Origin of the sequence: Pseudomonas shirazensis (assembly GCF_014268785.2) — a bacterium.
In the GTDB taxonomy this organism is placed as follows: domain Bacteria; phylum Pseudomonadota; class Gammaproteobacteria; order Pseudomonadales; family Pseudomonadaceae; genus Aquipseudomonas; species Aquipseudomonas shirazensis.
Genome location: NZ_JABWRD020000003.1, coordinates 728,895 through 755,016 on the forward strand (window position 1 = coordinate 728,895; position 26,122 = coordinate 755,016).

Here is a 26,122-nt window from a genome sequence, read left to right on the forward strand (position 1 = left end):
AGAAAAAAGCCGCGCATCATACCAGCATGCTTGCTGAGCGGTAATCAATGTCGCGATACACTGCGCATTCAGTGCCGATCACCCAGACGGCCGCCGCCGAGATGACGCTGTGCAGCTGATTGACTACTCGCAGCTAACCCCGGTTCAGCGTGGGCAACTGCTGGAGATCCAGCTGCCGTCAGAGCAGCAGTGCTTTGCGGGTGACGTGGCGGATGCCTTGTATCTGTTGCTCGGTTGCGGCTCTGATCAGCGCCGCGGCGTTGCGCTGTTGCTCGATGATGTGCCCAGAGCGTTTCTGCTGCTTCAGCGTGGCGCATTTCTGCCCGCCTGGGGCCAGCCTGATGCAGCGATGATGACTGCGTTACAGGTCGACCGCAGGTTTCAGGGGCAGGGCCTTGGGCGCTTTTGCATGCAGGCGCTACCGGCTCTTTTGCACACGATGTGGCCTGATATCAGGCGCCTGCAGTTGTCAGTGGACCGCGCCAACCTCGGCGCTTTGGCCTTGTACGGTGCAACCGGCTGGCGCGAAAGCGGCAACGGCTTTCGCGCCCGGGTCGGCTACGAGCAGCAGATGAGCCTGCTGCTGGCGGGGTCAACCTTTGATCGGTGCGGCTGACGCCGCTGGCACTTCTGCTACCGGCTGGCTGTGCAGTTGATCGCGGTTGGCCAGGGTCGGGAACAACTTTATCCACACCCCGGTCACCACCAGCGTGCCAACCCCACCCAGCACCACAGCCGGCACGGTGCCCAGCCAGTGCGCGGTAACGCCCGATTCGAACTCTCCGAGCTGGTTCGAAGCCCCGATGAACAATCCATTTACTGCGCTGACCCGGCCGCGCATTTCGTCAGGCGTCTCCAGCTGCACGAAGGCGCTGCGGATGACCATGCTGATCATGTCTGCCGCGCCCAGCACCACCAGCACCGCCAGCGAGAACCAGAACGAGGTCGACAGGCCAAAGGCGATGGTGGCCACGCCGAACACGCCGACTGCGGTGAACATGGTCCGGCCGACCTTGCGCTCGAACGGGAAGCGCGCCAGCCAGAGCGACATCAACAGTGCGCCGACCGCCGGTGCCGAGCGCAGCAGGCCCAGGCCCCAGGCACCGGTCAACAGGATGTCCTTGGCGAAGACCGGCAGCAAAGCGGTGGCGCCGCCCAGCAGCACGGCGAACAGGTCCAGCGAGATGGCACCGAGGATGTCCGGCCGGCTACGGATGAAGCGTATCCCGGCCAATAGAGACTCCAGCGTTGCCCGGCCGCGCTGCTGGACCTGCTGGCGGGCATCCAGGCTCAGGGTCAGGCCGCAGGCGATCACATACAGTGCCACGGTCGGGCCGTACACCCAGATGCTGCCCAACGCATACAACAAGCCGCCGACCGCAGGGGCGACGATAGTGGCGGCCTGGGTCGCCGATGCCGATGCCGCCACCGCCCGCGGGAACAGTCCGGGCGGGACCACGTTTGGCAGCAGGGCCTGAGTCGCCGGCATTTCAAACGAACGTGCGGCGCCGAGCAGGAAGGCCAGGCAGAAGATCAGCTCACGGCTGACGTTGTCGCTGGCACTGCCGAGCACCAGTGCCAGCGCAATCAGCGCTTGCAGGCTCTGGCACAGCGCTGCCACCCGGCGCCGGTCATAGCGGTCGGCCACGTGCCCGGTATGCAGCATGAACAACACCCGCGGGGCGAATTCGACCAGGCCGACCAGGCCCAGATCGAGCACGTTGCCGGTCAGCTGATAGAGCTGCCAGCCGATTGCCACGGTGAGCATCTGAAAGCCGCTCGCGGTAAACACGCGGGCCAGCCAGAACGCGAGAAACGGGCGGTGGTGACGCAACAACAGCGGGGCAGAATCGGACATCGGCAGCCTGCGACCTGTAAGGAACTCGGGGTCCAGCAGCCTATCATCTGTTTGTAACAAAGAGTTGCACAAGCCCTGATCAAGCACCTTTTGTCGCTGCCTGGAAGAGGGTGGGGCAATGCGCCACGCGGCATCCAGCCACAGGCCCTGGGGCGGGATTCGGGGCTATGCTGGATACAGCCATTGATCTGGGTCAATCGTTGCAAATGCATTGATCGGCCCGTGCGGCGTGAATCCCTGCAATCGAATAGAACAATTCCAACAGGTCGCACTCGATAATCGTGGGGGCAGTGGGCATCAGGGCCACAAGCCCGAAATGCCGGTTCACCTGAAGAGGAAGCACCATGTTCGGCTTAGAAGCCCTAGAGCTCGCCCGAATCCAGTTCGCCTTTACCGTGTCCTTTCACATCCTGTTCCCGGCCATCACCATTGGCCTGGCCAGTTATCTGGCGGTTCTCGAAGGCCTCTGGCTGAGAACCGACAACCGCGTCTACCGCGATCTCTATCATTTCTGGTCGAAGATCTTTGCCGTCAACTTCGGCATGGGCGTGGTCTCGGGCCTGGTCATGGCCTATCAGTTCGGCACCAACTGGAGCCGCTTCTCTGATTTCGCCGGCGCCGTCACCGGGCCATTGCTGACCTACGAAGTGCTCACTGCATTCTTCCTCGAAGCGGGCTTCCTTGGCGTCATGCTGTTTGGCTGGAGCCGAGTAGGCCGCGGCCTGCACTTCTTCTCGACGCTGATGGTGGCGCTGGGCACGCTGGTCTCGACCTTCTGGATCCTGGCTTCCAACAGCTGGATGCAGACCCCGCAGGGCCACGAAATCATCGATGGCCGGGTAATCCCGGTGGATTGGCTGGCGGTGATCTTCAACCCATCGTTCCCCTACCGCCTGGCGCACATGGCCACTGCCGCCTTCGTCGCCACGGCGTTCTTCGTCGGCGCCTCGGCGGCCTGGCATCTGTTGCGCGGGCGGGACAACCCGGCCGTGCGCAAGATGCTCTCGATGGCGATGTGGATGGCCCTGATCGTGGCCCCGGTGCAGGCGATTATCGGCGACTTCCATGGGCTCAATACGCTCAAGCATCAGCCGGTGAAAATCGCCGCCATCGAAGGCCACTGGGAGAACAAGCCCGGTGAGGCGACGCCGCTGATCCTGTTCGGCATCCCCGACATGGAAGCCGAAACCACTCGCTTCAAGGTCGAGATTCCGGTGCTCGGCAGTTTGATCCTGACCCACAGCCTGGACAAGCAAGTGCCGGCCATGAAGGAATTCCCCAAAGAGGATCGGCCCAACTCGACGATCATCTTCTGGTCGTTCCGGGTCATGGTTGCGCTGGGCATGTTGATGATTGCCGCTGGCCTGTGGAGTCTGTGGCTGCGTAGAACCGGCGCGATCTACCATTCGCGGCCGTTCCTGTACTTTGTCTTGTGGATGGGCCCATCCGGCCTGATCGCCATCCTCGCCGGTTGGTTCACCACCGAGATCGGCCGCCAGCCGTGGGTGGTGTATGGCCTGATGCGCACAGCCGACGGTGTTTCCAACCATAGTTATGGCCAGCTCGGCTTCACCTTGGTGATGTTCGTGGTGGTCTACTTTGCGGTGTTCGGCACTGGCCTGGCGTACATGATGCGCCTGGTGCGCAAAGGCCCGCATACCGGTGAAGAAGAGCAGCCACCTGGTGGCCCAGGGCAAAAACGGACCCCGGCGCGGCCCTTGTCCGCTGCCGATGACGGCCATGAGGCCAACTCCAGCCTGACCGAGAGGAACTGAGCCATGGGTATCGATCTTCCGCTGATCTGGGCTGTGATCATCATCTTTGGCGTGATGATGTATGTGGTGATGGACGGGTTCGACCTGGGTATCGGCATTCTCTTCCCGTTCGTCAAGGCCGAGCATGACCGCGACGTGATGATGAACACCGTCGCGCCGGTCTGGGACGGCAACGAAACCTGGCTGGTGCTGGGCGGTGCGGGCTTGTTCGGGGCGTTTCCGATGGCCTACGCGGTGGTGCTGGAGGCACTGTACCTGCCGCTGATCTTGATGCTGATCGGGTTGATCTTCCGCGGTGTGGCCTTCGAATTCCGCTTCAAGGCCACTGCTGCCAAGCGCCACGTGTGGGATAAAGCGTTCATCGGCGGCTCGCTGCTGGCGACGTTCTTTCAGGGCGTGGCATTGGGCGCGTTCATCGAGGGCTTCAAGGTGGTCGACCGCCACTATGCCGGCGGCGCCTGGGACTGGGTCACGCCGTTCAGCCTGTTCTCCGGACTGGGCCTGATCGTCGCCTACGCCTTGCTGGGTTGCACCTGGCTGATCATGAAAACCGAGGGCCCGCTGCAACAGCAGATGCATGTGCTTGGCCGGCCCCTGGCGCTGGTGCTGCTGGCGGTCATCGGCATCGTCAGCCTGTGGACGCCGATCGCTTACCCGCAGATTGCCGAGCGCTGGTTCAGCATGCCTAACCTGCTGTGGTTCATGCCGGTGCCGATTCTGGTCATGGTGACGTTCTATGGCCTGTTCAAGGCGATTGCCCGCTCAGCGCACTACACGCCGTTTCTGCTGACCCTGGTGTTGATCTTCTTGGGCTACAGCGGCCTGGGGATCAGCATCTGGCCAAACATCATCCCGCCGTCGATCTCGATCTGGGAGGCCGCCGCACCGCCGCAGAGCCAGGGCTTCATGCTGGTGGGGACGCTGTTCATCCTGCCGTTGATCCTCGGTTACACGTTCTGGAGCTATTACGTGTTCCGCGGCAAAGTCACCCATGACCAGGGCTATCACTAGGAGGTGCGCGGCATGACCGGTATCGAACAGAAGAAGCCACTGTGGCAGCGGCTAGGTTGGCTGGTGATGATCTGGGCGGCGAGTGTCGCCGCCCTGGGTGTGCTGGCTTGGCTGATGCGCATGTTCATGAGCGCAGCCGGGCTGAGCACGCATTGACCGGGCGAATTACTTGCGCGCTTTGAGGATGACGAACTTGGGGGTCGCGGCAACTTGCTCGACCCCACGGAACAAGCGCGCCAGCTTGCTGTGATAGCCCAGGTGGCGGTTGCCGACGATGTACAGGGCGCCGCCCACCACCAGCGCATCGCGGGCCTGCTGGAACATGCGCCACGCGAGGAAGTCACCGACCACCTGTTGCTGGTGGAACGGTGGGTTGCACAGCACCACATCCAGTGATTGCTTCTCGAACCCGGCCAAGCCATCTGCCGCAAGTACTTCAACCGGCCGATCGGCCAGCGCCGTCTGCCAGTTTTCCAGTGCCGACTGCACGGCCATGTACGACTCATCGACCAGACTGAACTGCGCCTGTGGATTGAGCAGCGCACAGGCGATCGCCAGCACGCCGTTACCGCAACCCAGGTCGGCGACCCGGGCCTGACCAAGATCGCGCGGCAGGTGCGGGAGAAACGCACGGGTGCCGATATCCAGTCCTTCGCGGCAGAACACATTGGCGTGATTGACCAGCTCCAGGGGCGGTTGATCCAAGGTGTAACGGCTAGGGTAGGGCGATTGAGCCGGAGCCCGTTCGCTGAAGCTGGCCGTCAGCAGGCGCGCTTTTTTCTGCGCCAGCGAGGCCTGCACCGGGCCGATGTACTTTTCCAGCAAGTCGCCAGCGGCACGGGGCAAGTGCTTGATCATGGCCGTGGCGATCACCTCGGCGCCCGGTGCCAGGTGGCCTTGCAGGCGGATCAACTGCTCTTCAAGCAAGGCCAGGGTTTTCGGCACCCGCACCAGCACCCGGTCAAACGTTCCCTGCCAGACCTGGTTGGACGGCACGAACGGCACGCGGTCAAACGCCTTGGCATTGCGCGCGAGGTTCTTTTCCAAGGCCATGCGCGCCAGGTGCGAATCGCCGCTGCTGGTCACCTGCAGGCTGTCGCACAGGCTGGCCGCCAGCGCGCCAAAGCTGTCATTGAGTACCAGCACACGGCAGTCGGCGGGCAACCCTTGGCTGGCGAGGTGCTCGAGCAGGTACTGGTCAGCAGCGTCGAACGCTTGCAGCGGGTCATCGGCCTGTTCCGGTTGGCGGATCAGATCAAGTTCGGCGAAAGGGCTGGTCAGCAGGGGCATGGCGTGGGGCTCAGCTATGAATCTGCTCGGCGCAGACCACGACGAGCTTGAGGTGCGAGATTCTACAGGGCTTTATCCACGGGGGGGAGGTTGCGCTCAGAACAGCCCACGGCTGGCTGCGATGGCGATGGCGCCGGCTTTGTTGGAAGCGTTGGTCTTGGCGATCACGCTGCGGATATGGAAGTTCACGGTGCTGGTCGACAGGGTCAGAATACGTGCGATGTCTGCCGCCGTCTTGCCATCGGCCGACCATTTGAGTACCTCCAACTCACGCTCGGTGAGTTTGGGCACCGGCGCCAGGCTGGCCAGATGATGATCGCAGAGTAGCCCATGCAGGGTATGGCAGAGCCACAGCACGCGCGCGCCGCTTTCATAGAACTCGCCGAGCTGCACCGGCCGGGTTGGCCTGGCAACACTCATCTGAGTTTGATTGTGGCGCTTATCGTAGACCGACTGGGTCCAGCCGTGGCGCAAACCGTGCTTGCTGGCAGTTTCGCGGAAAACCGGGACTTCGCGGTAAGCCTCGTCCGTCCACAGTACAGCTTGGGTCGACTGGTGGCAGCGGGCTGCTACCGGATCTGCTTTCAGTACATCCGCATTGGCGTAATAGCTCAACCAGTCGCTAGGATAATTGCTATACAGAATGATATGCGGTCGGCTGGCTGCTAGGTGGATGTGCAAGGCCAGGCCGAGGTAGGTCATGTCCATTTCCTGCACCAGCGTCAGCGCACGATCGAACAACTGCTGTGGCTCGCGCTCGGCGATCAGCAACTGCAATTGCTCGGCTCTCCATTGCGGCATGAACGACAATCTCCGTGGATTATTCTGGATCCATTAGATTCTGTGGACAGATTGTAGGAAAAGACTTAGTCCTTTGTTAGGTTTTTTTCTCATTAAATGTGTGGCCTGTTGTTCATCGCGCGACTTGCCCTTGCAAACCGTCGGTTTTCATTCAGGCGGCTTTCGGCGAAACTGGGCACATCTGATTTATGGAGCCCGTCATGACCGCCAGCGCCGACAAGTTCACCCGCCAGACCCTGCTCGACGTTCGGCCGTTGACGCCCAACCTGTTTTCCCTGCGCGTGACGCGCGAGCCTGGCTTTCGTTTTCGCGCAGGGCAGTTCGCTCGGTTGGGCGTGAGCAAAGCCGATGGCAGCGTGGTCTGGCGCGCGTACTCGATGGTCAGTGCGCCGCATGACGAGTATCTGGATTTCTTCTCGATCGTTGTGCCTGGCGGCGAATTCACCAGCGAGCTCAGCCGCCTGGCGCAGGGCGACAGCTTGCTTATCGATCGCCAGGCGTTCGGCTATCTAACCCTTGATCGACTGCCACCTGGCCGCGATCTGTGGCTGCTGGCGACCGGTACCGGCATTGCACCGTTCATGTCGATCCTGCAGGACTTCGAAGTCTGGGAACGCTTCGACAACATCAAACTGGTGTATTCGGTACGCGAGGCCGCGGAATTGGCCTACGTCGATGAAATTGCCGGGCTGGAGCAGCGCGACTATCTGGCCGAATATGCCGGCAAGTTGCAGTTCATTCCAGTGGTCACGCGCGAAGCGTATCCGGGTGCACTGAATGCGCGGATTACCCAGTTGATTGAAAGCGGCGAGCTGGAGCGGGCGGCGGGGCTTGAATTATCCCCTGAGCATTCGCGGATCATGCTCTGCGGCAACCCGCAGATGATCGACGACACGCGCCAGGTGTTGAAGGCGCGCGATCTGCAACTCAACTTGAGCAAACGTCCAGGCCAGGTAGCAGTGGAAAACTACTGGTAAGGGGCGCGGCGCGCCCCTTCGCTCGGTCAGGGCAGACGGTTCTGATTCTGCGTCTTGAGCAGATCGCGAATCTCGGTCAGCAGGGTTTCCTGAGGGGTTGGCACCGGTGGCGTGGTAGGCGCCACGGCTTCTTCGCGCTTGAGGCGGTTGATCGCCTTGACGCCCATGAAGATGGCGAATGCGACGATGACGAAGTCAATCACGGTCTGAATGAACTTGCCATACGCCAGCACCACGGCCGGGATATCGCCTTCGGCGGCTTTCAAGGTGATCGCCAGGTCACTGAAGTCGACGCCACCGATCAGCAGGCCCAGCGGCGGCATCACAACGTCGCCCACAAACGACGAAACGATTTTGCCGAAGGCGGCGCCGATGATGATACCGACCGCCATATCGACAACATTGCCTTTTACGGCAAATGCCTTGAATTCACTGATCATGCCCATGGTGTATTCCTTGTAACAAATGGATAAGTAAAACGCAGTGTAAGCCACTAAAACGCTTCATGCGTGACGCTGCAGTGACCGAGGTTAGTAAGTGACTGCGGTTAGATCGAATAGTTTTGTCGCATCCTGCGGCGTTCGAGACACGTCTGGCTCGGCTATCATGGCCACTTTTTCCAGGAGACTGCCCCTATGGCCAAGGCCAAGCGCTTGTATGGCTGCACCGAGTGCGGCGCGACCTTTCCCAAATGGGCGGGCCAGTGCGGCGAGTGCGGCGCCTGGAACACCCTGGTCGAGAGCATGATCGAAAGCGGCGGCGCTGCGGCGCCAAGCGGGCGTGCTGGCTGGACCGGGCAGCAAGCCCAGCTGAAAACCCTGGCCGAAGTCAGCGTCGAGGAAATCCCCCGCTTCAGCACCAGCAGTGGCGAGCTGGACCGGGTGCTCGGTGGTGGTCTGGTAGATGGCTCGGTGGTGTTGATCGGCGGTGACCCCGGTATCGGCAAATCGACCATCCTGTTGCAGACCCTGTGCCACATGGCCGCCGCCATGCCGGCGCTGTATGTCACCGGCGAAGAGTCGCAGCAGCAGGTAGCGATGCGCTCACGGCGTCTGGGCCTGCCGCAGGACAAGCTCAAGGTCATGACCGAAACCTGCATCGAGACCATCATCGCCACCGCTCGCGTCGAGCAGCCGCGGGTCATGGTCATCGACTCGATCCAGACCATCTTCACCGAACAGCTGCAATCCGCACCAGGCGGGGTCGCCCAGGTGCGCGAGAGCACGGCATTGCTGGTGCGTTACGCCAAGCAGAGCGGCACGGCGATCTTCCTCGTTGGTCACGTGACCAAGGAAGGCTCGCTGGCCGGGCCGCGGGTGCTCGAGCACATGGTCGATACCGTGCTGTATTTCGAGGGCGAGTCCGATGGCCGTCTGCGCTTGTTGCGTGCGGTGAAAAACCGCTTTGGCGCGGTCAACGAACTGGGCGTGTTCGGCATGACCGATCGCGGCTTGAAAGAGGTCTCCAACCCGTCGGCGATTTTCCTCAATCGCACTCAGGAAGAAGTCCCCGGCAGTGTGGTCATGGCGACCTGGGAAGGCACCCGGCCGATGCTGGTCGAGGTGCAGGCGCTGGTCGACGACAGCCACCTGGCCAACCCGCGCCGGGTCACCCTGGGCCTGGACCAGAACCGCCTGGCCATGCTCCTGGCCGTCTTGCACCGGCACGGCGGCATCCCGACCCACGATCAGGACGTGTTCCTCAACGTGGTCGGCGGGGTCAAGGTGCTGGAAACGGCCTCTGACCTGGCGTTGTTGGCCGCAGTAATGTCGAGCTTGCGCAATCGGCCCCTGGCCCATGACCTGCTGGTGTTCGGTGAAATCGGCCTGTCTGGCGAAGTACGGCCGGTGCCCAGCGGCCAGGAGCGTTTGAAGGAAGCCGCCAAGCATGGCTTCAAGCGTGCCATCGTGCCCAAGGGCAATGCGCCCAAGGAGTCTCCGCCGGGGCTGCAGGTGATTGCCGTGACCCGGCTTGAACAGGCCCTCGACGCGCTGTTCGAGTAACCAGGCAAAACCGCCGCATAAAAAAGGGGAGCCGACGATGCGCGTCGGCTCCCCTTTTTACTGCTCGGTCAGGCGTCAGTGCTCGGCCACCGCGTTGCGCCGTCGCGCCTCGCCGTCCTGCTCTGCGCCCTCTTGCAGTGGCACCTCGTTGCCTTCGGCGTCGAACAGTTTGCCCTCTTTGAAGTAGTCGCCATCACGCAGGGCGGAGATGTCCGAGTACTGGATGGTGCGCTCGTAGGCTGCGGCGAACACCGACTGGTTCTCCGAGTTACCGGTGGTGAAGTGGTTGAACATCAGGTTGAGCAGAATCGCCATGATCGCCGCCGAGCTGATGCCGGAGTGGAAGATGGTCTCGAACCAGTTCGGGAATTGGTGGTAGAAGTTCGGTGCGGCAATCGGGATCATGCCAAAGCCCAGCGAGGCGGCGACGATGATCAGGTTGACGTTGTTCTTGTAGCTGACCTTGGACAAGGTGCGAATCCCGCTCGCAGCCACGGTACCGAACAGCACGATGCCAGCACCGCCAAGTACTGGCGTCGGCACTGCGGCGATCACCCGGCCCATCACCGGCAGCAGGCCCAGCACGACCAGGATCAGGCCGCCGGTAGCCACTACATAGCGGCTCTTGACTCCGGTCACAGCCACCAGGCCGACGTTCTGGGCGAAGGCGCTCTGGGTGAAGGAGCCAAAGATCGGTGCCAGGATGCTGGAGGCCATGTCGGCGCGCAGACCGTCGCCCAGGCGCTTGGAGTCAACCTTGGTATCGATGATCTCACCGACCGCAAGGATGTCTGCCGAGGTTTCGACCAGGGTCACCATGATCACGATGCACATCGACAGGATCGCGGCGATATGGAAGGTCGGCATGCCGAAGTGGAACGGCGAGGGCATGGCGAACATCGGGCCCTCGGCGACCTTGCTGAAATCGGCCATGCCCAGCGACCAGGCAATCAACGTACCGACCACCATCGCCAGCAGGATCGACAGTCGCGAGATGGTTGCGCTGCCGAGTTTGCTCAGCACCAGCACGATGGCGAAGGTCAGCGCGGCCAGGCCGATGTTGGCCATGCTGCCGAACTCTGGCGAGGCACTGTTGCCGCCCATGACCCAGCGCGCCGCAACCGGCATCAGGGTCAGGCCGATGGTGGTGATGACGATGCCGGTCACCAGCGGTGGGAAGTACTTGGTGATCCGCGAGAACACCGGCGTGATCAAAAAGCCGAGCACCGAGGCCGCCATCACTGCGCCGAGCACCCCCGGCAGGCCACCGCCACCTTCACTGCTGAGGATCGCGCCCATGGTCGCCACACCGGCGAAGGACACACCTTGAACCAGCGGCAGCTGGCAGCCGAAAAACGGTAAACCAAGTGTTTGCAGCAAGGTCGCCAGGCCACCGGCAAACAGTGAGGCGGCGATCAACAGACCGATCTCGGCGGGGTTCAGGCCCGCTGCCTGGCCCAGGATCAGCGGGACCGCAACGATCCCGCCATACATGGTCAGCACATGCTGCAGACCGTAGGCCAGGTTGGCGCCAAGGCCGAGGTTTTCGTCCTCGGGACGTTGGGCTGCAGATGTTCCAGGGGGCGTCGTCATGGAGCAGGCTCTCTGTTTATTGTTGTGGGGCTACTGTAGACACTTCCTACAAAGGATGGCCACAAAAATTGTATACAATATTTTGATCGGAGCGCGCACAAGAGTGCCCGTAAACAGCGTGTCAGCTGAATGCAGAAAGCGTTCCAACAGAGCGCAAGCGTGATTATAAAGTTGTGTACAAGTCCCCAGACCGCTTGCAAGAAGCTGTCTGGGTAGACAGGAAACACATTGAGGAGGGGCAGGTTAGCTAGCTAACAGATAGTATTATTCGATGAGTTCGCGCAGTTCGCGCATCATTTCAGTGCGATCAGCCAGGTTCAATTCCACAAGACGGTGCAGATGGCTCATCGAGTCGAGGTCGATGTAGAGGCAGACGAAGCCCAGCTTGCTGGTTTCTTCATGACGCAGCTCGACCAGCATTTCCAGTTGCACCTCGGGGCTGAGGTGTACCGTCGCTTCAAAATCCTGCGTGGCATCTGGCTCCCAGCGCTCGGGGCGGCTGACCAGAATGCCCTTGAGGGAGATATCCAGCAGCTTTACCTGCCATTTTTGCGAGCCTTGGCGCAGTTCTGCGGTGGCATCGAAAGCAATTCGCTGGAAACGCCGACGTTCGTCGTGATCGCTCATGGTCAAAGCCCTCTGCAAGACATCCTGACTATAGTTGAAGGTATGGGCGTATGTGCTTGCGCAATCGGGCGGCAAAGGCTCTAGAACAAAGCAAATGTGGCAATGCGCCTTGACTGGCCCTAGACTCGCTTGGCGGTCTTTCCAATCCACCAGCTGGAAGTAAACCATGAACAACAATAATAGCCTGCTACGCCACATTCCGTGGCTGGTGTTGGCAGTACTGGGAGCCTGTGCGCTGGGTGTAGTTGCCCTGCGTCGCGGCGAGGCAGTCAACGCCTTGTGGATTGTGGTGGCGGCAGTGGCCTTGTATCTGGTCGCCTATCGCTACTACAGCCTGTTCATCGCCACCAAGGTGATGCAGCTCGACTCGCGTCGGGCAACCCCTGCGGTACTCAACAACGATGGTCTGGACTATGTGCCGACCAACAAGCACATCCTCTTCGGTCACCACTTCGCCGCCATCGCTGGCGCGGGGCCGCTGGTCGGTCCGGTCCTCGCCGCGCAGATGGGTTACTTGCCCGGTACACTGTGGCTGATTGCCGGTGTGGTCCTGGCAGGTGCCGTTCAGGACTTCATGGTCCTGTTCATGTCCACCCGCCGCAATGGCCGCTCGCTGGGTGACATGGTCCGTGAAGAAATGGGCCGGATCCCGGGCACCATCGCCCTGTTCGGCTGCTTCCTGATCATGATCATCATCCTCGCGGTGCTGGCGCTGATCGTGGTCAAGGCCCTGGCTGAAAGCCCATGGGGCATGTTCACGGTGATGGCGACCATCCCGATCGCGATGTTCATGGGCATCTATATGCGCTATATCCGCCCGGGGCGGATTGGCGAGATCTCGATCATCGGCGTGGTCCTGCTGCTGCTATCGATCTGGATCGGTGGCCTGGTGGCTGCCGACCCGGTCTGGGGCCCGGCGTTCACCTTCACCGGTGTACAGATCACCTGGATGCTGGTGGGCTATGGCTTCGTTGCCGCCGTCCTGCCGGTATGGCTGGTACTGGCGCCGCGTGACTATCTGTCGACCTTCCTCAAGATCGGTACCATCGTCGCGCTGGCGCTGGGCATCCTGATCCTCGCGCCTGAACTGAAGATGCCTGCGCTGACCCAGTTCACTGACGGCACTGGCCCGGTCTGGAAGGGCACGCTGTTCCCGTTCCTGTTCATCACCATCGCCTGCGGTGCGGTATCCGGTTTCCATGCGTTGATCTCTTCGGGCACTACGCCCAAGCTGCTCGATAACGAAACCAACGCCCGTTACATCGGTTACGGCGGCATGCTGATGGAGTCGTTCGTGGCAATCATGGCCATGGTCGCCGCTTCGGTGATCGAGCCAGGCGTGTACTTCGCCATGAACAGCCCAGCGGCAGTGGTCGGTTCCGACGTGGTAAGCGTTGCGCAGACGGTCAGCAGCTGGGGCTTCCTGATTACCCCTGAGCAACTTGAAGCGGTTGCCCGCGACATTGGCGAGCACACCATTCTGGCCCGTGCCGGTGGTGCGCCAACGCTGGCAGTCGGTATCGCGCAGATCCTGCACCAGGTATTGCCGGGTGAAAATACCATGGCCTTCTGGTACCACTTCGCGATTCTGTTCGAGGCGCTGTTCATCCTCACTGCAGTGGACGCCGGTACCCGTGCCGGGCGCTTCATGCTGCAAGACCTGCTCGGCAGCTTCGTGCCTGCACTCAAACGTACCGAGTCGTGGGGCGCCAACCTGCTTGCCACTGCTGGCTGCGTGGCGATGTGGGGCTACCTGCTGTATCAAGGCGTGATCGATCCGCTCGGTGGCATCAACACCTTGTGGCCGCTGTTCGGTATCTCCAACCAGATGCTGGCCGGTATCGCGCTGATGCTCGGCACCGTGGTACTGATCAAGATGAAGCGCCAGCGCTACATGTGGGTCACCCTGGTACCGGCGGTATGGCTGCTGATCTGCACCACTACTGCAGGCTTCATCAAGCTGTTCGATCCGAACCCAGCTGTTGGCTTCCTGGCCCTGGCGAACAAGTACAGCGTCGCGCTGGACGCCGGTCAGGTACTGGCTCCGGCCAAGGACGTTGGTCAGATGCAGCACGTGATCTTCAACGCCTATACCAACGCTGGCTTGACCATCCTGTTCCTGGTGGTGGTGTTCAGCATCCTGTTCTTCGCCCTCAGAGTCGGTTACTCGGCACTGGGTCGCAAAGAGCGCAGCGATAAAGAAACCCCGTTCCAGGCGCTGCCTGACGCGTAAACGAGAGGACTGCAGCCATGTTCAACGACCTGGGTCGTCTGGGTAAGTACCTGGGGCAAGCTGCCCGGCTGATGGTCGGCATGCCCGACTACGACAATTATGTCGAGCACATGCAGGGTAAGCACCCGGACAAGCCGATGATGAGCTACGAGGAGTTCTTCCGCGAGCGACAGGAAGCCCGTTACGGCGGCAAGTCCGGGCCCAAGTGCTGTTGAACCAGCGGCAAGTGTGATCGAGTGGGAGCCCGGGCAACCGGGCTCCCACTTTCATTTATGGCCAAAGGAGATGTCTGCGTGCAAACGCCTATTCCTGTAACGGTCCTCACCGGTTTTCTCGGTGCGGGCAAGACCACCCTGCTCAAGCACATGCTCAAGGCCGAGCATGGCCTGAAGATCGCCGTGATCGAAAACGAATTCAGCGAAGCCGGCATCGACAGCCAATTGCTAGGAGACGAGCCGGTGCAGGTCATGACCCTGGCCAACGGTTGTGTGTGCTGCACCATCCACACCGACCTGACCAAAGCCCTGTACCTGCTGCTGGAGCGGCTGGATGCCGGCGACATCGCGTTTGACCGGCTGGTGATCGAATGCACCGGTCTGGCTGACCCGGCGCCAGTCGCGCAGACCTTCTTCATCGAAGAAGAGCTGCGCGATCGCTACATCCTCGACGGCATCATCACCCTGGTCGACGCCGCCCACGCCGATGTCCACCTGACTCAGGCCATTGCCCAGGCTCAGGTCGGCTTTGCCGACCGCTTGCTGTTGAGCAAGACCGATCTGGTCACGGCAGAGGCTGTCGAGGCCTTGCAGGAGCGCCTGGCGCGGATTAACGGCCGCGCGGCGATTCGCATCGTCGAGCAGGGCCGCATCAACCTCGCCGAGCTGCTCGATGTGCGTGGCTTCAATCTCAATCCTGATCTGGGTGCGAGCATCACCCGCAGCCTGCGCCCGGTGCTCAAGCCGGCGACCCCGGATCGCATCTCGACGCTGGTCTTGCGTAGCAGCACTGCGCTGGATATCGATCGCCTCAGCGAGTTCATGAACGAGCTGCTGGAAAACCACGGCAAACAATTGCTGCGCTACAAAGGCGTGCTCAACATCGCCGGGGATGACCGCCGTTTGGTGTTCCAAGGCGTGTTGAAGCTGTACGGGTTCGACTGGGACAGCGAATGGAAGGCCGACGAGGCGCGTGAAAGTGTGATGGTGTTTATCGGCGATGAACTGCCCGAAGACGAGATCCGTGCAGGCTTTGCCGCGCTGACCTGAGCAAAAAAAAAGGCCACTGCATGTGCAGTGGCCAATCTGGACGTTAGATCAAGGAGCTTCTAAATCAACGTCGTCGAGCGTGGCCTGCACTCAGGGCGGGGGAGTGCGCTGCGTGCTGGCCAGTGAAGTCAGCATAAGCCGCTGTTGCGGCGAGAAAAATAGCCCTAGGCGACATTCACCTTTACGCGCCGGGTAAGAGTCACTGCTCAAGCCGCGTAGCCCATCCGCCAGCTGATGTCGCGGGTGGCAGCCAGCAACTTCTGCGCCGCCGGGCCATGCTCATCGGCATGGAAAATCGAGGTCGGCCCTACCACGGTCATCACCGCTACGATGTGCCCCATGGCATTGAAGATCGGCGCCGACAATGCGTCGACGCCAGGCATCAACAGCCCATGCACATGGTGCAGCCCCTGCTCGCGAATCCCTGCCAGCAGTGGCTGATAAGCATCGAATGTCTGCGTCATGGCGGCCAACTCACGCTCACGCAGGTCAACCGTTTCGCGCTCGGGCAAATGCGCAGCGAACACCAGCCCGGTCGATGAGCTGAGCAGCGGCAGCACCGAGCCGATCTGCGTCACCACGGTAACGGCGCGCACCGCCGGCTCGATACTGACCACGGTCGCGCCCTGATTACCCCACACAGCAATGAAGCAGCTCTCGTTGAGCGCGTCGCGCAATGCCGACAGCGGCAGCGCCGCCACCTTGAGCACATCGATGCTGCCCAGCGCCGCCATGCCCACCCGCAACGCTTCGCGGCCCAGGCCGTAGTGGTTGGTGGCGCGATCCTGCTCGGCGAAACCGCTGGCAATCAGCGCCTGCAAATAGCGATGCACCTTGCTCGCCGGCATGCCGACGTGCTCGGCCAGGCGCGACAGCGAGGTCGACGGCGAAAGCTCGGCAAGGGCCTTGAGGATATCGGTGCCGACTTCCGCCGAGCGGACCTTTTGCTTGCCGGTGTCGGCAGGGGTGCTGGCTTTGGACATGGGGAAAGGAATCCACATTGACAGATGGCGACTTTATAACTTGACGACGGGCGGCGAGCAAATTACGTTATTCGTAATCTGATTACGACAATAACAATGCAGACGCGCTGCCAGCCACCGTGATACGGCCCGGTTCAGCCCAGCAGCCCCTGCCAGCATGGCTCTCAGTGAGCCTGGAGGCACAGATGACCCGCGACACCGCCCTCGACTACCTCAGCGGCTTTGGCAACGAGTTTGCCAGTGAAGCGCTGCCTGGCGCCCTGCCGGTCGGGCAGAACTCACCCCAGCGTGCGCCTTACGGCCTGTACGCCGAATTGCTCTCGGGCACCGCGTTCACCATGGCCCGCAGCGAACTGCGGCGCACCTGGCTGTACCGCATTCGCCCGTCAGCGCTGCACCCGCGCTTCGAACGCCTGGCGCGCCAACCGCTGGCGGCGCCACTGGGCGCGGTGACGCCCAATCGCCTGCGCTGGAACCCGCAGCCGCTACCGACCGAAGCCACTGATTTCATCGAGGGCTGGCGGCCGATGGTTGCCACTGCCGCGGCGGACAAGCCATCCGGCGTCAGCATCTATATCTACAGCGCCAACCGCTCGATGCAGCGGGTGTTCTTCAATGCCGATGGCGAGCTGCTGCTGGTGCCTGAGCAAGGCCGCCTGCGTATCGCCACCGAGCTGGGCGTACTCGATGTCGAACCGCTGGAAATCGCCGTGATTCCGCGCGGCATGAAGTTTCGCGTCGAGCTGCTCGACGGTCAGGCGCGTGGTTATCTGGCCGAAAACCACGGCGCGCCACTGCGCCTGCCCGATCTTGGCCCGATCGGCAGCAATGGCCTGGCCAACCCGCGAGATTTCCTCGCCCCCGTGGCCCATTACGATGACAGCGACGGCCCGGTCCAGTTGGTGCAGAAGTTTCTCGGCGAACACTGGGCCTGCGAACTGCAGCATTCGCCATTGGATGTGGTCGCCTGGCACGGCAGCAACGTCCCGTACAAATACGACCTGCGTCGCTTCAATACCCTCGGTACGGTCAGCTTCGACCACCCGGACCCATCGATCTTCACTGTGCTGACTTCACCGAGCAGCGTCCACGGTCTGGCCAACATGGACTTCGTGATCTTCCCGCCGCGCTGGATGGTCGCCGAGAACACCTTCCGCCCGCCGTGGTTCCACCGCAACCTGATGAATGAATTCATGGGCCTGATCCAGGGCGCCTACGACGCCAAAGCCGACGGCTTCCTGCCCGGCGGCGCGTCGCTGCATGGGGTGATGAGCGCCCATGGCCCGGATGCCGAGACATGCCACAAGGCCATCAATGGCGAGCTGGCACCGCACAAGATCGACAACACCATGGCCTTCATGTTCGAGACCAGCCAGGTCCTGCGCCCGAGCCAGAGTGCGCTTGAATGCCCGCAATTGCAGGCCGACTACGACAGCTGCTGGGCCACCTTGCCGAGCACCTTCAACCCGAATCGGAGATAACCCATGAACCACACCGCGACTGCCCGTAGTTGGGTCGAACAGGCCAACGGCCACAGCGACTTCCCGCTGCAGAACCTGCCATTGGGGATTTTCAGCCGGCCAGGTGAAGCACAGCGCTGTGGCGTGGCCATTGGCGATTCGATTCTCGACCTGCAGGCCGTGCTTGGCGCCGGCCTGTTCGAGGGTGAAGCCAAAACTGCGGTCGAGGCCACCGTCGACGCCACGCTGAATGCCTATTTCGCCCTTGGCCGTTCGGCCCGGGTTGCGTTGCGCCAGCGTTTGCTGGAACTGCTGGGCGAGCACAGCGAACATCAGGCTGCACTGCAAGCGGCGCTGTACCTCGCCAGCGACTGCCAAATGCACCTGCCGGCCAAGGTGGGCGATTACACCGACTTCTATGTCGGCATCGAACACGCGAAGAACGTCGGCAAGCTGTTCCGCCCGGACAACCCGCTGCTGCCCAACTACAAGTACGTGCCAATCGGCTACCACGGCCGCGCCTCGACCTTGCGCCCGTCGGGCACCGATGTGCGTCGGCCCAAAGGCCAGACCCTGCCTGCGGGTCAGACCGAGCCAAGTTTCGGCCCTTGCGCCCGGCTCGACTTCGAGCTGGAACTGGGCATCTGGATTGGCCAGGGCAATGACATTGGGCAAGCGATCCCGATTGGCGATGCGGCCGAGCATGTTGCTGGTTATTGCCTGCTCAACGATTGGTCGGCGCGCGACATTCAGGCGTGGGAATACCAGCCGTTGGGACCTTTCCTGTCGAAGAGCTTCATCACCACGCTGTCACCGTGGGTAGTCACTGCCGAGGCACTGGAACCGTTCCGCTGCGCTCAGCCGGCGCGTCCCGAGGGCGATCCGCAGCCACTGTCGTATCTGCTCGATGCACGCGATCAGGCCAACGGCGCGCTCGACATCGAACTGGAAGTGCTGCTGATCACCGAGGGCCTGCGTGAACAAGGCTTGCCGCCTCACCGCCTGAGCCTGAGCAACACCCTGAGCATGTACTGGACCGTGGCGCAGATGGTTGCCCACCACAGCGTCAACGGCTGCCAGTTGCAAGCAGGCGACCTGTTCGGCTCGGGCACGTTGTCCGGCGCGCAGCCAGGGTCACTTGGCAGCCTGCTGGAGATGACGGATGGCGGCAAGCAGGCGATCGAGCTGGCCAGCGGCGAGGTGCGCAAGTTCCTCGAAGACGGCGACGAGATCATCCTGCGTGCTCGCTGCAAGCGCGACGGCGCGGTCAGCATCGGCTTCGGCGAGTGCCGCGGCAAAGTCATCGCGGGCAACTGAGAGGGCTGGCCATGCAGCTGTTCGGCTATTACCGTTCGACCTCGTCCTATCGGGTTCGGATTGCCCTGGCGTTAAAGGGCCTCGCGTTCGACAACGTGCCGGTCAACCTGCTCAAGGGCGAGCAGCGCAGCGATGTCTACCTGGCGCTCAATCCGCAGGGCAGGGTGCCCGCGCTGGGCTGTGACAGCGGTAGTATGCTGGTGCAATCGGCGGCGATCATCGAGTACCTGGAGGAGCTTTATCCACAGCCGCCGCTATTGCCTGCCGAGGCTGAGGCGCGGGCGAAGGTACGGGGCGTCGCTGCGATCATCGGCTGCGATGTGCACCCGCTGCACAACGTCAGCGTACTCAATCAGTTGCGTCAGCTGGGGCTGGACGAGGCGCAGGTCAATCAATGGATTGCCCAATGGATTGGCCAGGGTCTGGCAGCGGTGGAGCAGTTGATCGATGATCAGGGCTTCTGCTTTGGTCTGGCGCCGGGTTTGGCTGATGCCTATCTGCTGCCACAACTGTATGCGGCCGAGCGGTTCAGTGTCGATCTGAGCCGCTACCCGCGGATCAACCGGGTGGCAGCGCTGGCTGCGCAGCATCCGGCGTTTATCCAGGCGCATCCATCACGTCAGCCTGATACCCCGCTTCAGTGAATCGATGGGCTGCTGGCGGGTAGGTGGCCAAGACGTTCGCTCAGCTTCAAGCGCTGCGCCGGGTCTTCGCTGAGCAGCAATGCCCGTTCCAGGTCAAAGCGCTCGGCCTGCGGGCAATCCAGGCGCTGGTACAGCGTGGCGCGCGCCAGATAATCGCTGACCAGCACCGGCCCCAGCTGCATGACCCGTTCGGCGTCGATCAATGCGGCGAGGTCATTGTCGTTGCTGATATGCAGCTGGCGCAGGTTGCGTGACAGCCGCTGCAGCATCTGCAACGGGCTGGCCACCTGCATGTGTTCAGCCGTCAACGCTACCTGTGGGCCGAACTGACGGGCCAGTAGCTGGCGGCACTCAGCCGGGTACAGACGGCGACCGCCGCACGGGTCGAGCAGGTGATCCGCGCCAGGCACGCGCAGCAGAAAATGGCCTGGGAAGTTGACCCCTTCCAGCGGGATCGACAAACTCCGGGCCAATTCCAGGGCGAGGATTGCCAGCGCCAGCGGCTGGCCACGGCGGCGCTGCAACACTTTGTCCATCAGTGCCGCGTGGGCACGCAGTGGCAGCATTTCGTCTTGCTGGAAGCCCAGCGTGTTGAGCTGGCGCAACAGCGGCTGGGCGAGCTCACTGAGTGGCAACATCGGCAGGCTGGCATTGATTTGCTGGTGCAGCTCACGCACCTGGGCGAGGGCGTGGGCGGGCACGACACTGGGATCGTGCTCGGCGGCAACCCACAAGGTTGCTTCCAGCAGGTCGACGGGCGCGCGTTCCAGGCACGCCAGGCAGGCTTTACGTGGGTTCATCAGACTCTCCCCGACACGCTTGAGTATTAGCTCTGACAGCGCGGTTCGTCCAGTGGTCCGACCAGCCCGCGCTGTGCATCGCGCTGCCTATACTGTCAGGAGCACCTCGCTGGAGGCGGTCGATGTTCGCGCTCATGCAAAGCACCCGCACGCAGTCACTGCACCTGTTCGTTGATCCACCCAGCGGCCTTAGAGCCGTGGTGGCGATCCACAACGAGCAGTTGGGCCCCGCCATGGGCGGCTGTCGCTACCTGGCCTATGCCGACGACGAAAGCGCCGTCACCGACGCCATTCGCCTGGCTCAGGGCATGAGCTACAAGGCTGCACTGGCAGGCCTGGCACAGGGCGGTGGCAATGCCGTGATCATGCGCGGGGCCCATGTGGAAAACCGCGCAGCACTATTCGAGGCGTTTGGCCGCGCGCTCGACAGCTTGAATGGGCGCTTCATCACTGCCGTCGACAGTGGCACCTCAACCCTGGACATGGACTGCATTGCCCAGAGCACTTCTCACGTCACCAGTACCACCGCTTCGGGAGACCCCTCGGCACATGCTGCCATCGGGGTGTTCGCTGGCATCCGGGCCACAGCAATGGCACGGCTGGGCACCGATAATCTGGAGGGCTTGCGGATTGCTGTACAGGGCTTGGGTAACGTCGGCTTCGCGTTGGCCGAGCAACTGCACGCGGCGGGCGCGGAACTGTTGGTCAGCGATCTTGACGCGGGCAAGGTACGTTTGGCGGTAGAGCAATTCAATGCCCAACCAGTGACCAATGATGCGCTGGTCAGCACCCCGTGCGACATCTTCGCACCTTGTGGTGTGGGCCAGGTACTCAGTGGCCAAAGCGTCACGCAATTACGCTGCGCTGCCGTGGCGGGGTCTGCCAACAACCAGCTGACGACCCTGCAGGTGGCCGATCATCTGGAAAAGCGCGGGATACTCTATGCGCCGGATTACGTCATCAATGCCGGTGGCTTGATCTACGTGGCACTGACCCACCGTGGCGAGAGCCTCAGCACCATTACCGCGCATCTGTCCCGAATTCCGTCACGCCTCACCGAAGTGTTCGGCCATGCCCAGGCGGAAAAACGCTCGCCAGCGCGGGTGGCGCAGATGCTGGCGGAGCGCTTGCTGTATGGCTGACGGCAGTTATTCTGCAGCGCTGCCCTCAAGCAGCTCGGCCAAGGCATCGGGCTGGCTCTTGAACGCTCGGGCGAACACATCGCGATTCTTCGCCATGTAAATGCCGGCTTCCTCGACTTGTTGTTCGGTCAGCGACGGCACCGCTTTTTGCAGCACATCAGCCAGGCGCTCGGCCAGCTCGAGCATCTTGTCGTGACGATCCGCTTCGGCTTTATCCATGAACAACTGCTCCGGGTCGCGACTGCTGCGGTATACCACTTCGACGGCCATTCATCACCTCTGTGCCTTTATAGCGGGTTATGCAAATAATTTACTGTATGGGTGTACAGTACTCGCATAGGCCACCCCAGCGCAACCCGATAGTGGCCATTTATCTGCACGAAAGCGTAGCTCATAGGTGCCTTGCGGCAATCGGTCGCCTTCCAACCCTCGTGTCTGGCCTTTTAACTGCATGGCACAAGCGTCACACAGGTGGCGCACCATCCTTCAGTCGTATCGGGGAATCGAGCATCGTGAACATCAAATGGGCAGAAAAAATGCGCAAGGGCCTGCACGGCTCTGCCGACTCGCTGGGCAACCTGTGCGTCGAGGGGTTTCACTACCTGGCGTTGTTCGGTATCGGCGGGATTACCGCGTGGGCGGCGGTCGAGGCGTTTCTGGACATGCTCAGCAAGGGCGGGGTCAGCGTCGATGACATTCTGCTGCTATTCATCTACCTGGAGCTGGGGGCGATGGTCGGGATCTATTTCAAGACCAACCACATGCCGATCCGCTTCCTGCTGTACGTGGCAATCACGGCCCTGACGCGCCTGCTGATCGGCGATGTGTCCCATCACAAGGCGCCGGACGTTGGCCTGCTGTACTTGTGCGGCGGCATCTTGCTGTTGGCCTTCGCGATTCTGGTGGTGCGCTATGCATCGTACCGCTATCCCTCAAGCCGGGCGCTGGACGCTCACGGCAAGGAAGTCGACGAAGGCCGCTAGCGCTCAGTTGGCGAGCTGGCTGGCGGCGTGACGTTGCTGGCCAGGGTCGCGGGTGAGGGCGGCGAGTACCTGCAGCGGGTTTTCGCCTTGTTCGATGGCCAGCCCAAGGCGGATGCTGTCGATGACCCGCTGCAAGCGTACCGGATCGTTGCGTTGGGCCTGGCTGATCAAACGCTTGGCCACGGCGCCGCTGTCGTCGGACAGGGTCAGCATGATGCTGCCGTCGAGGCGGGCGATGCTCAGGTTGACCCGATAACGCGGGGAGAAGGCATTGCTGATCTGATCGAATGGATTGTGCATGGTCGCGGATCTACAGGTTAACTGGATGGAAAAGTTGACCGGGTATTCGCGCAGATGGTTCACAGCCGCTGATCGGCGTGGCTTTGTGGTGAGTTGGTTGAATCAGAAAGGGCCGCGAAGCGGCCCTTGTGCGACTAACTGAACAGCGCTGTCATCACTCCTCGATTTCTTCATTCACTTCCAGCATTACACGCTTGCTGCGCAGTTTGCCGAACAGGTGATCCAGCGCGTGGTCGAGTTTGGTCGTGGCGCCCTCGACAGCCTGCTCCAGCGAAGTGGCCGTGTGGCTTACAGAAATCGGTTGATGGCCTTTGGGGCGAGCCTCCATCTGGCAACGTTTGTCATGCGGTCCGGGCTTGGCGCCGTTGTCGTCGCGCAGGTGCACCTCGATGCGGGTGAGGTCGTCCTCGTAACGTTCAAGACTGCTCTCAAGAGTACTACGGACCCACTCTTCAAGCCGGATGCTGCCGTCGATCTGGTTGCTGCTGTTGACTTGGATTTGCATGACTTCAATCCTTATTCAGCTTGCTCGCAAGAGTCGCCCAGGCCATTGAGGCCTGTGGAAAAATTATCGCCTCTTGACTGTAAGGTCAGGCATCCGCGCAGCGATTTCAAGCCCTTTTCAAATATAAATTTTTTGAATTAAATCACCTGGATGAGCGCAGCCGAGCGCAGCATGTTCGGCTTGGGGCGCCGATGCGCCCCTCACCCCGTCAGAATTCGACCGAGGTCTGAACGTACAACGTGCGTGGCTCACCGACATATTTGCCGCGATTGTTATCGTCGAACGAGCGCGTGTAGTACTCGCGGTTGAACAGGTTCTTCACCCCAATAGCGAGCTTCAGGTTCGATAGCTGCGGGCCAAAGTCGTAGCCCGCGCGGGTGCTTACCAGCATGTAGCCGGGGATGCGGCCATTGGCGCCATTGGCGCTTTCCTCGCGAGTGTTGGCGTTGTCGGCGAACTGGCTGCTCTGGAAACTGCTGTCCAGGTTCAGCTGCCACGGCCCATCGGTATAACCCAGGCCGAGGGTGCCCTTGTGGCGAGACGAGAACGGCACCTGATTGCCCTTGTTGGCGCCGTCTTCACGGATGGTCGCATCGACGAACGCGTAGCCAAGGTGCACATCGAAGCCGCTTAATACCGGGCTCAAACCATCGAGCGCGTAACGCAGGTTGGTCTCGATGCCCTGGTGGCGCGTTTCGCCGCGTGCGATGACCGCGTCGTTGCTCTGGTTGCTTTCATATTGGTTGTCGAAATTGATCAAGAATGCGCCGATCTCCGCCTGCAGGTCGCCATTGTCGTAGCGCGTGCCGACTTCCCAGGTGCGGGCTTTTTCCGGTTTCACTTCGCCGCTGGTGACGCGATTTGGCATCTGGCTGTACTGCACGCTGCCGAATGAGCCTTCGGTGTTGGCATACAGATTCCAGCTGTCGGTCAGGTGGTACAGCACGTTCAGGGCGGGCAGGGCGGTGTTGTAGCTGCCCTGGAAGCGCTGGCCGCTGATCTTGTTGCTCTGCTCGGAGTCGATCATCTCGTAGCGCACGCCCGGGGTGATGGTCCAGCGGCCGATATCGATACGGTCGTCCAGGTAGATCGCATGCGCTTCGGTGCTGCCACGGGTGTCGCGACCGAGGAAGCTGCTGCTGTTCGGCAGGTCGCCATTGACCGGTGCCTGGTAGCGCAACTCGTGGCCGGCTTCGTTGATGTAACGGTAGCCCACGCCGACTTCATGCCAGCTGTCACCCAGGGCGAGGCCTTGCGAGAAGCGCGTTTCGATGCCGCGTACCCAGTATTCGCGTGGCGACAGCGAGACGAAGTTGCCCTGGTCCAAATAGCCGCTGCGCAGGGTCTTGGTGAAGAAGCTGTTGACGCTGACCTGGCGATCATCCTGCTTGTAGTCGTAACCGACGTTGACCAGCGTGCGCCGGCCCCAGAATTTGTCCTTGAGTCGGGTCGACTGATATGGATCGGCGTCGTAGGCTGCCTGGCTCAAGCCGCCGGGCATCTCGGCTTCACCTTCATAGTATTGCGCCATGGCGTGCAGGCTGTTGGCCTCATCGAGCTGCAGCTTGCCCTTGAGCATCAAATCGTCGATCTGCGTATCGCTGTGCTCACGCCAGTCGCCGCCGCGGCTGCCGGAATACAGCAAGGCGCCGCCCAGGCCATTGGCGTTGGTGCCGCCGACCAGCAGGTTGGCGCTGTTCTTGATGCCATCGTGGCTGGATGACGGCGTCAGCTGGTTGTGCATGGCCGCCTTGAACGTGGCTTCTTCGGGGATCGCCCGGGTCACGAAGTTGACGATGCCGCCGACGTTCTGCGGCCCATAGCGCACCGCACCGCCGCCGCGCACCACGTCTACCGCGTCCATGTTGCCCAGGCTCAGCGGGGCCAGCGACAACTGCGGCTGGCCATACGGCGCGAACGGCACCGGGATACCGTCCATCAACACGGTCGAGCGCGAGGCCAGGCGCGGGTTGAGGCCGCGGATGCCGAAGTTCAGCGCCAGGTCGTGGCCGCCGGTGCCGCTGGTGTCCGGCGCATTCACCCCTGGGATGCGGTTGAGCACTTCACGCGGGCTGCTGGCGCCGCTGCGTTCGAACTGCTCGCGGCGGATCACGTCACGTGCGCCGGGGTGGTCGAAGACATTGTCGGCCTGCGCTTCGGCCAGCCAGTCACCGACCACGGTGGACGCGCCCAGCTCGATCGGCGCGCTGGCTGCAGGTGCCGCGACAGGCTGTAGGCTGAAGGCATTGGCACCTTCCTGGCGAGCCTGCAGACCGCTGCCGCGCAGCAGTGCCTCCAGGCCCTGATCAAGCGCGTACTCGCCTTGCAGGCCCGGGCTCTGCAAGCCTTGGGTGAGCTGCGAGCCATACGAAATCAACGCACCACTTTCGCGGCCAAACTGGTTCAGCGCCTGCTCCAGCGAGCCGGCGGCGATGTGGTACTCGGCGGCCAGCACGGCAGGCGCGGCGAGGCTGAAGGTGGAGGCAAGCAACAGGGCGAGGGAGCTGGGACGCAACAGCATGAGCGGGTCCTTGAGAGGGGGTCTGCCTTGTCTG

26 protein-coding genes are annotated in these 26,122 nt (G+C 61.9%); 14 read left to right on the forward strand and 12 right to left on the reverse strand.

The genetic code is table 11. The features are described from left to right. Positions 1 to 109 precede the first annotated feature (109 nt). Positions 110 to 616 (forward strand): GNAT family N-acetyltransferase, encoded by a 507-nt coding sequence (locus tag HU736_RS19255; protein WP_186701034.1) that lies wholly within the window; start codon positions 110 to 112, stop codon positions 614 to 616. Here HU736_RS19255 and HU736_RS19260 read toward each other — a convergent pair. Continuing rightward, a complete protein-coding gene (locus HU736_RS19260; RefSeq protein ID WP_186701035.1) occupies positions 593 to 1,858 on the reverse strand; it encodes an MFS transporter in 1,266 nt (421 codons plus the stop codon). The two genes, HU736_RS19255 and HU736_RS19260, sit on opposite strands and share 24 nt — an antisense overlap. A 344-nt stretch (positions 1,859 to 2,202) precedes the next feature. On the opposite strand from HU736_RS19260, the gene HU736_RS19265 reads away from it, so the two are divergent. The 3 genes from HU736_RS19265 to HU736_RS19275 are packed head-to-tail and all read left to right on the forward strand — an operon-like array spanning position 2,203 to position 4,800. Continuing rightward, positions 2,203 to 3,633, forward strand: coding sequence for a cytochrome ubiquinol oxidase subunit I (locus HU736_RS19265; protein WP_103438557.1), 1,431 nt, complete (start codon positions 2,203 to 2,205; stop codon positions 3,631 to 3,633). A 3-nt stretch (positions 3,634 to 3,636) separates the two neighbouring features. Then, complete coding sequence (cydB, locus tag HU736_RS19270) at positions 3,637 to 4,644, forward strand: cytochrome d ubiquinol oxidase subunit II (protein WP_103438556.1); 1,008 nt, start codon at positions 3,637 to 3,639, stop codon at positions 4,642 to 4,644. 12 nt (positions 4,645 to 4,656) lie between these two features. Then, entirely contained in the window at positions 4,657 to 4,800 is a 144-nt protein-coding gene (locus HU736_RS19275) for a DUF2474 domain-containing protein (protein ID WP_101322094.1), read from the forward strand. Positions 4,801 to 4,809: 9 nt separating this feature from the next. Here the strand turns inward: HU736_RS19275 and HU736_RS19280 are convergent, their stop codons facing one another. Together HU736_RS19280 and HU736_RS19285 are read right to left on the reverse strand one after the other, a co-directional pair. After that, the gene (locus HU736_RS19280) at positions 4,810 to 5,934 is read right to left on the reverse strand and encodes a methyltransferase (RefSeq protein ID WP_186701036.1); all 1,125 of its coding nucleotides are present in this window, start codon (positions 5,932 to 5,934) and stop codon (positions 4,810 to 4,812) included. Positions 5,935 to 6,030: 96 nt separating this feature from the next. After that, complete coding sequence (locus HU736_RS19285) at positions 6,031 to 6,735, reverse strand: autoinducer binding domain-containing protein (protein WP_186701037.1); 705 nt, start codon at positions 6,733 to 6,735, stop codon at positions 6,031 to 6,033. A 200-nt stretch (positions 6,736 to 6,935) separates the two neighbouring features. Here HU736_RS19285 and HU736_RS19290 point away from each other — a divergent pair, with 200 nt between their 5' ends. Further along, complete coding sequence (locus tag HU736_RS19290) at positions 6,936 to 7,712, forward strand: ferredoxin--NADP reductase (protein ID WP_186701038.1); 777 nt, start codon at positions 6,936 to 6,938, stop codon at positions 7,710 to 7,712. 26 nt (positions 7,713 to 7,738) lie between these two features. Here HU736_RS19290 and mscL read toward each other — a convergent pair whose 3' ends face one another. Next, positions 7,739 to 8,158, reverse strand: a complete 420-nt coding sequence (gene mscL, locus HU736_RS19295; RefSeq protein ID WP_103438552.1) for a large-conductance mechanosensitive channel protein MscL — start codon at positions 8,156 to 8,158, stop codon at positions 7,739 to 7,741. A 189-nt stretch (positions 8,159 to 8,347) separates the two neighbouring features. Here mscL and radA point away from each other — a divergent pair, with 189 nt between their 5' ends. Continuing rightward, positions 8,348 to 9,715, forward strand: a complete 1,368-nt coding sequence (gene radA / locus HU736_RS19300) for a DNA repair protein RadA (protein WP_101322090.1) — start codon at positions 8,348 to 8,350, stop codon at positions 9,713 to 9,715. A gap of 75 nt (positions 9,716 to 9,790) precedes the next feature. Here radA and HU736_RS19305 read toward each other — a convergent pair whose 3' ends face one another. Together HU736_RS19305 and HU736_RS19310 are read right to left on the reverse strand one after the other, a co-directional pair. Beyond that, positions 9,791 to 11,308 carry a nucleobase:cation symporter-2 family protein gene (locus HU736_RS19305; protein ID WP_103438551.1) on the reverse strand — a complete coding sequence of 506 codons (1,518 nt, stop codon included), beginning with the start codon at positions 11,306 to 11,308 and terminating at the stop codon, positions 9,791 to 9,793. A 264-nt stretch (positions 11,309 to 11,572) separates the two neighbouring features. Beyond that, positions 11,573 to 11,935: a PilZ domain-containing protein gene (locus HU736_RS19310; protein WP_103438550.1), complete on the reverse strand. Its 363-nt coding sequence runs from the start codon at positions 11,933 to 11,935 to the stop codon at positions 11,573 to 11,575. A gap of 166 nt (positions 11,936 to 12,101) precedes the next feature. Here HU736_RS19310 and HU736_RS19315 point away from each other — a divergent pair, with 166 nt between their 5' ends. From HU736_RS19315 to yjiA, 3 genes are all read left to right on the forward strand, one after another. Further along, positions 12,102 to 14,168: a carbon starvation CstA family protein gene (locus HU736_RS19315; protein ID WP_101322087.1), complete on the forward strand. Its 2,067-nt coding sequence runs from the start codon at positions 12,102 to 12,104 to the stop codon at positions 14,166 to 14,168. A 17-nt stretch (positions 14,169 to 14,185) separates the two neighbouring features. Beyond that, positions 14,186 to 14,383 (forward strand): YbdD/YjiX family protein, encoded by a 198-nt coding sequence (locus tag HU736_RS19320; protein WP_101322086.1) that lies wholly within the window; start codon positions 14,186 to 14,188, stop codon positions 14,381 to 14,383. A gap of 78 nt (positions 14,384 to 14,461) precedes the next feature. Beyond that, positions 14,462 to 15,433 carry a GTPase gene (gene yjiA, locus HU736_RS19325; protein ID WP_186701039.1) on the forward strand — a complete coding sequence of 324 codons (972 nt, stop codon included), beginning with the start codon at positions 14,462 to 14,464 and terminating at the stop codon, positions 15,431 to 15,433. Between the two features lie 206 nt (positions 15,434 to 15,639). Here yjiA and HU736_RS19330 read toward each other — a convergent pair whose 3' ends face one another. After that, the gene (locus HU736_RS19330; protein ID WP_103438548.1) at positions 15,640 to 16,416 is read right to left on the reverse strand and encodes an IclR family transcriptional regulator; all 777 of its coding nucleotides are present in this window, start codon (positions 16,414 to 16,416) and stop codon (positions 15,640 to 15,642) included. Between the two features lie 185 nt (positions 16,417 to 16,601). On the opposite strand from HU736_RS19330, the gene hmgA reads away from it, so the two are divergent. The 3 genes from hmgA to maiA are packed head-to-tail and all read left to right on the forward strand — an operon-like array spanning position 16,602 to position 19,837. Further along, positions 16,602 to 17,897, forward strand: coding sequence for a homogentisate 1,2-dioxygenase (hmgA, locus tag HU736_RS19335; protein WP_103438547.1), 1,296 nt, complete (start codon positions 16,602 to 16,604; stop codon positions 17,895 to 17,897). A 3-nt stretch (positions 17,898 to 17,900) separates the two neighbouring features. Beyond that, positions 17,901 to 19,193, forward strand: a complete 1,293-nt coding sequence (fahA, locus tag HU736_RS19340; protein ID WP_186701040.1) for a fumarylacetoacetase — start codon at positions 17,901 to 17,903, stop codon at positions 19,191 to 19,193. A gap of 11 nt (positions 19,194 to 19,204) precedes the next feature. Beyond that, positions 19,205 to 19,837, forward strand: a complete 633-nt coding sequence (maiA, locus tag HU736_RS19345) for a maleylacetoacetate isomerase (RefSeq protein WP_103438545.1) — start codon at positions 19,205 to 19,207, stop codon at positions 19,835 to 19,837. On the opposite strand, the gene HU736_RS19350 is transcribed toward maiA, so the two are convergent. Beyond that, positions 19,831 to 20,637, reverse strand: coding sequence for a SirB1 family protein (locus HU736_RS19350; RefSeq protein ID WP_186701041.1), 807 nt, complete (start codon positions 20,635 to 20,637; stop codon positions 19,831 to 19,833). The two genes, maiA and HU736_RS19350, sit on opposite strands and share 7 nt — an antisense overlap. Before the next feature lie 122 nt (positions 20,638 to 20,759). Here HU736_RS19350 and HU736_RS19355 point away from each other — a divergent pair, with 122 nt between their 5' ends. Beyond that, positions 20,760 to 21,779 carry a Glu/Leu/Phe/Val dehydrogenase family protein gene (locus tag HU736_RS19355; protein ID WP_103438543.1) on the forward strand — a complete coding sequence of 340 codons (1,020 nt, stop codon included), beginning with the start codon at positions 20,760 to 20,762 and terminating at the stop codon, positions 21,777 to 21,779. Positions 21,780 to 21,785: 6 nt separating this feature from the next. Here the strand turns inward: HU736_RS19355 and HU736_RS19360 are convergent, their stop codons facing one another. Then, positions 21,786 to 22,049, reverse strand: a complete 264-nt coding sequence (locus HU736_RS19360) for a YebG family protein (protein WP_186701042.1) — start codon at positions 22,047 to 22,049, stop codon at positions 21,786 to 21,788. A 242-nt stretch (positions 22,050 to 22,291) separates the two neighbouring features. Between HU736_RS19360 and HU736_RS19365 the strand changes: the two genes are divergently transcribed. After that, positions 22,292 to 22,762 carry a phosphate-starvation-inducible protein PsiE gene (locus tag HU736_RS19365; protein ID WP_101322077.1) on the forward strand — a complete coding sequence of 157 codons (471 nt, stop codon included), beginning with the start codon at positions 22,292 to 22,294 and terminating at the stop codon, positions 22,760 to 22,762. Between the two features lie 3 nt (positions 22,763 to 22,765). Here HU736_RS19365 and HU736_RS19370 read toward each other — a convergent pair whose 3' ends face one another. From HU736_RS19370 to fecA, 3 genes are all read right to left on the reverse strand, one after another. Then, positions 22,766 to 23,062 (reverse strand): DUF3509 domain-containing protein, encoded by a 297-nt coding sequence (locus tag HU736_RS19370; protein WP_103438537.1) that lies wholly within the window; start codon positions 23,060 to 23,062, stop codon positions 22,766 to 22,768. Positions 23,063 to 23,216: 154 nt separating this feature from the next. Next, positions 23,217 to 23,567, reverse strand: a complete 351-nt coding sequence (locus HU736_RS19375) for an HPF/RaiA family ribosome-associated protein (protein ID WP_186701043.1) — start codon at positions 23,565 to 23,567, stop codon at positions 23,217 to 23,219. A 208-nt stretch (positions 23,568 to 23,775) separates the two neighbouring features. Next, on the reverse strand, positions 23,776 to 26,088 hold the full coding sequence (gene fecA / locus HU736_RS19380; protein ID WP_186701044.1) for a TonB-dependent Fe(3+) dicitrate receptor FecA: 2,313 nt from the start codon (positions 26,086 to 26,088) through the stop codon (positions 23,776 to 23,778). Between the last annotated feature and the right edge of the window lie 34 nt (positions 26,089 to 26,122).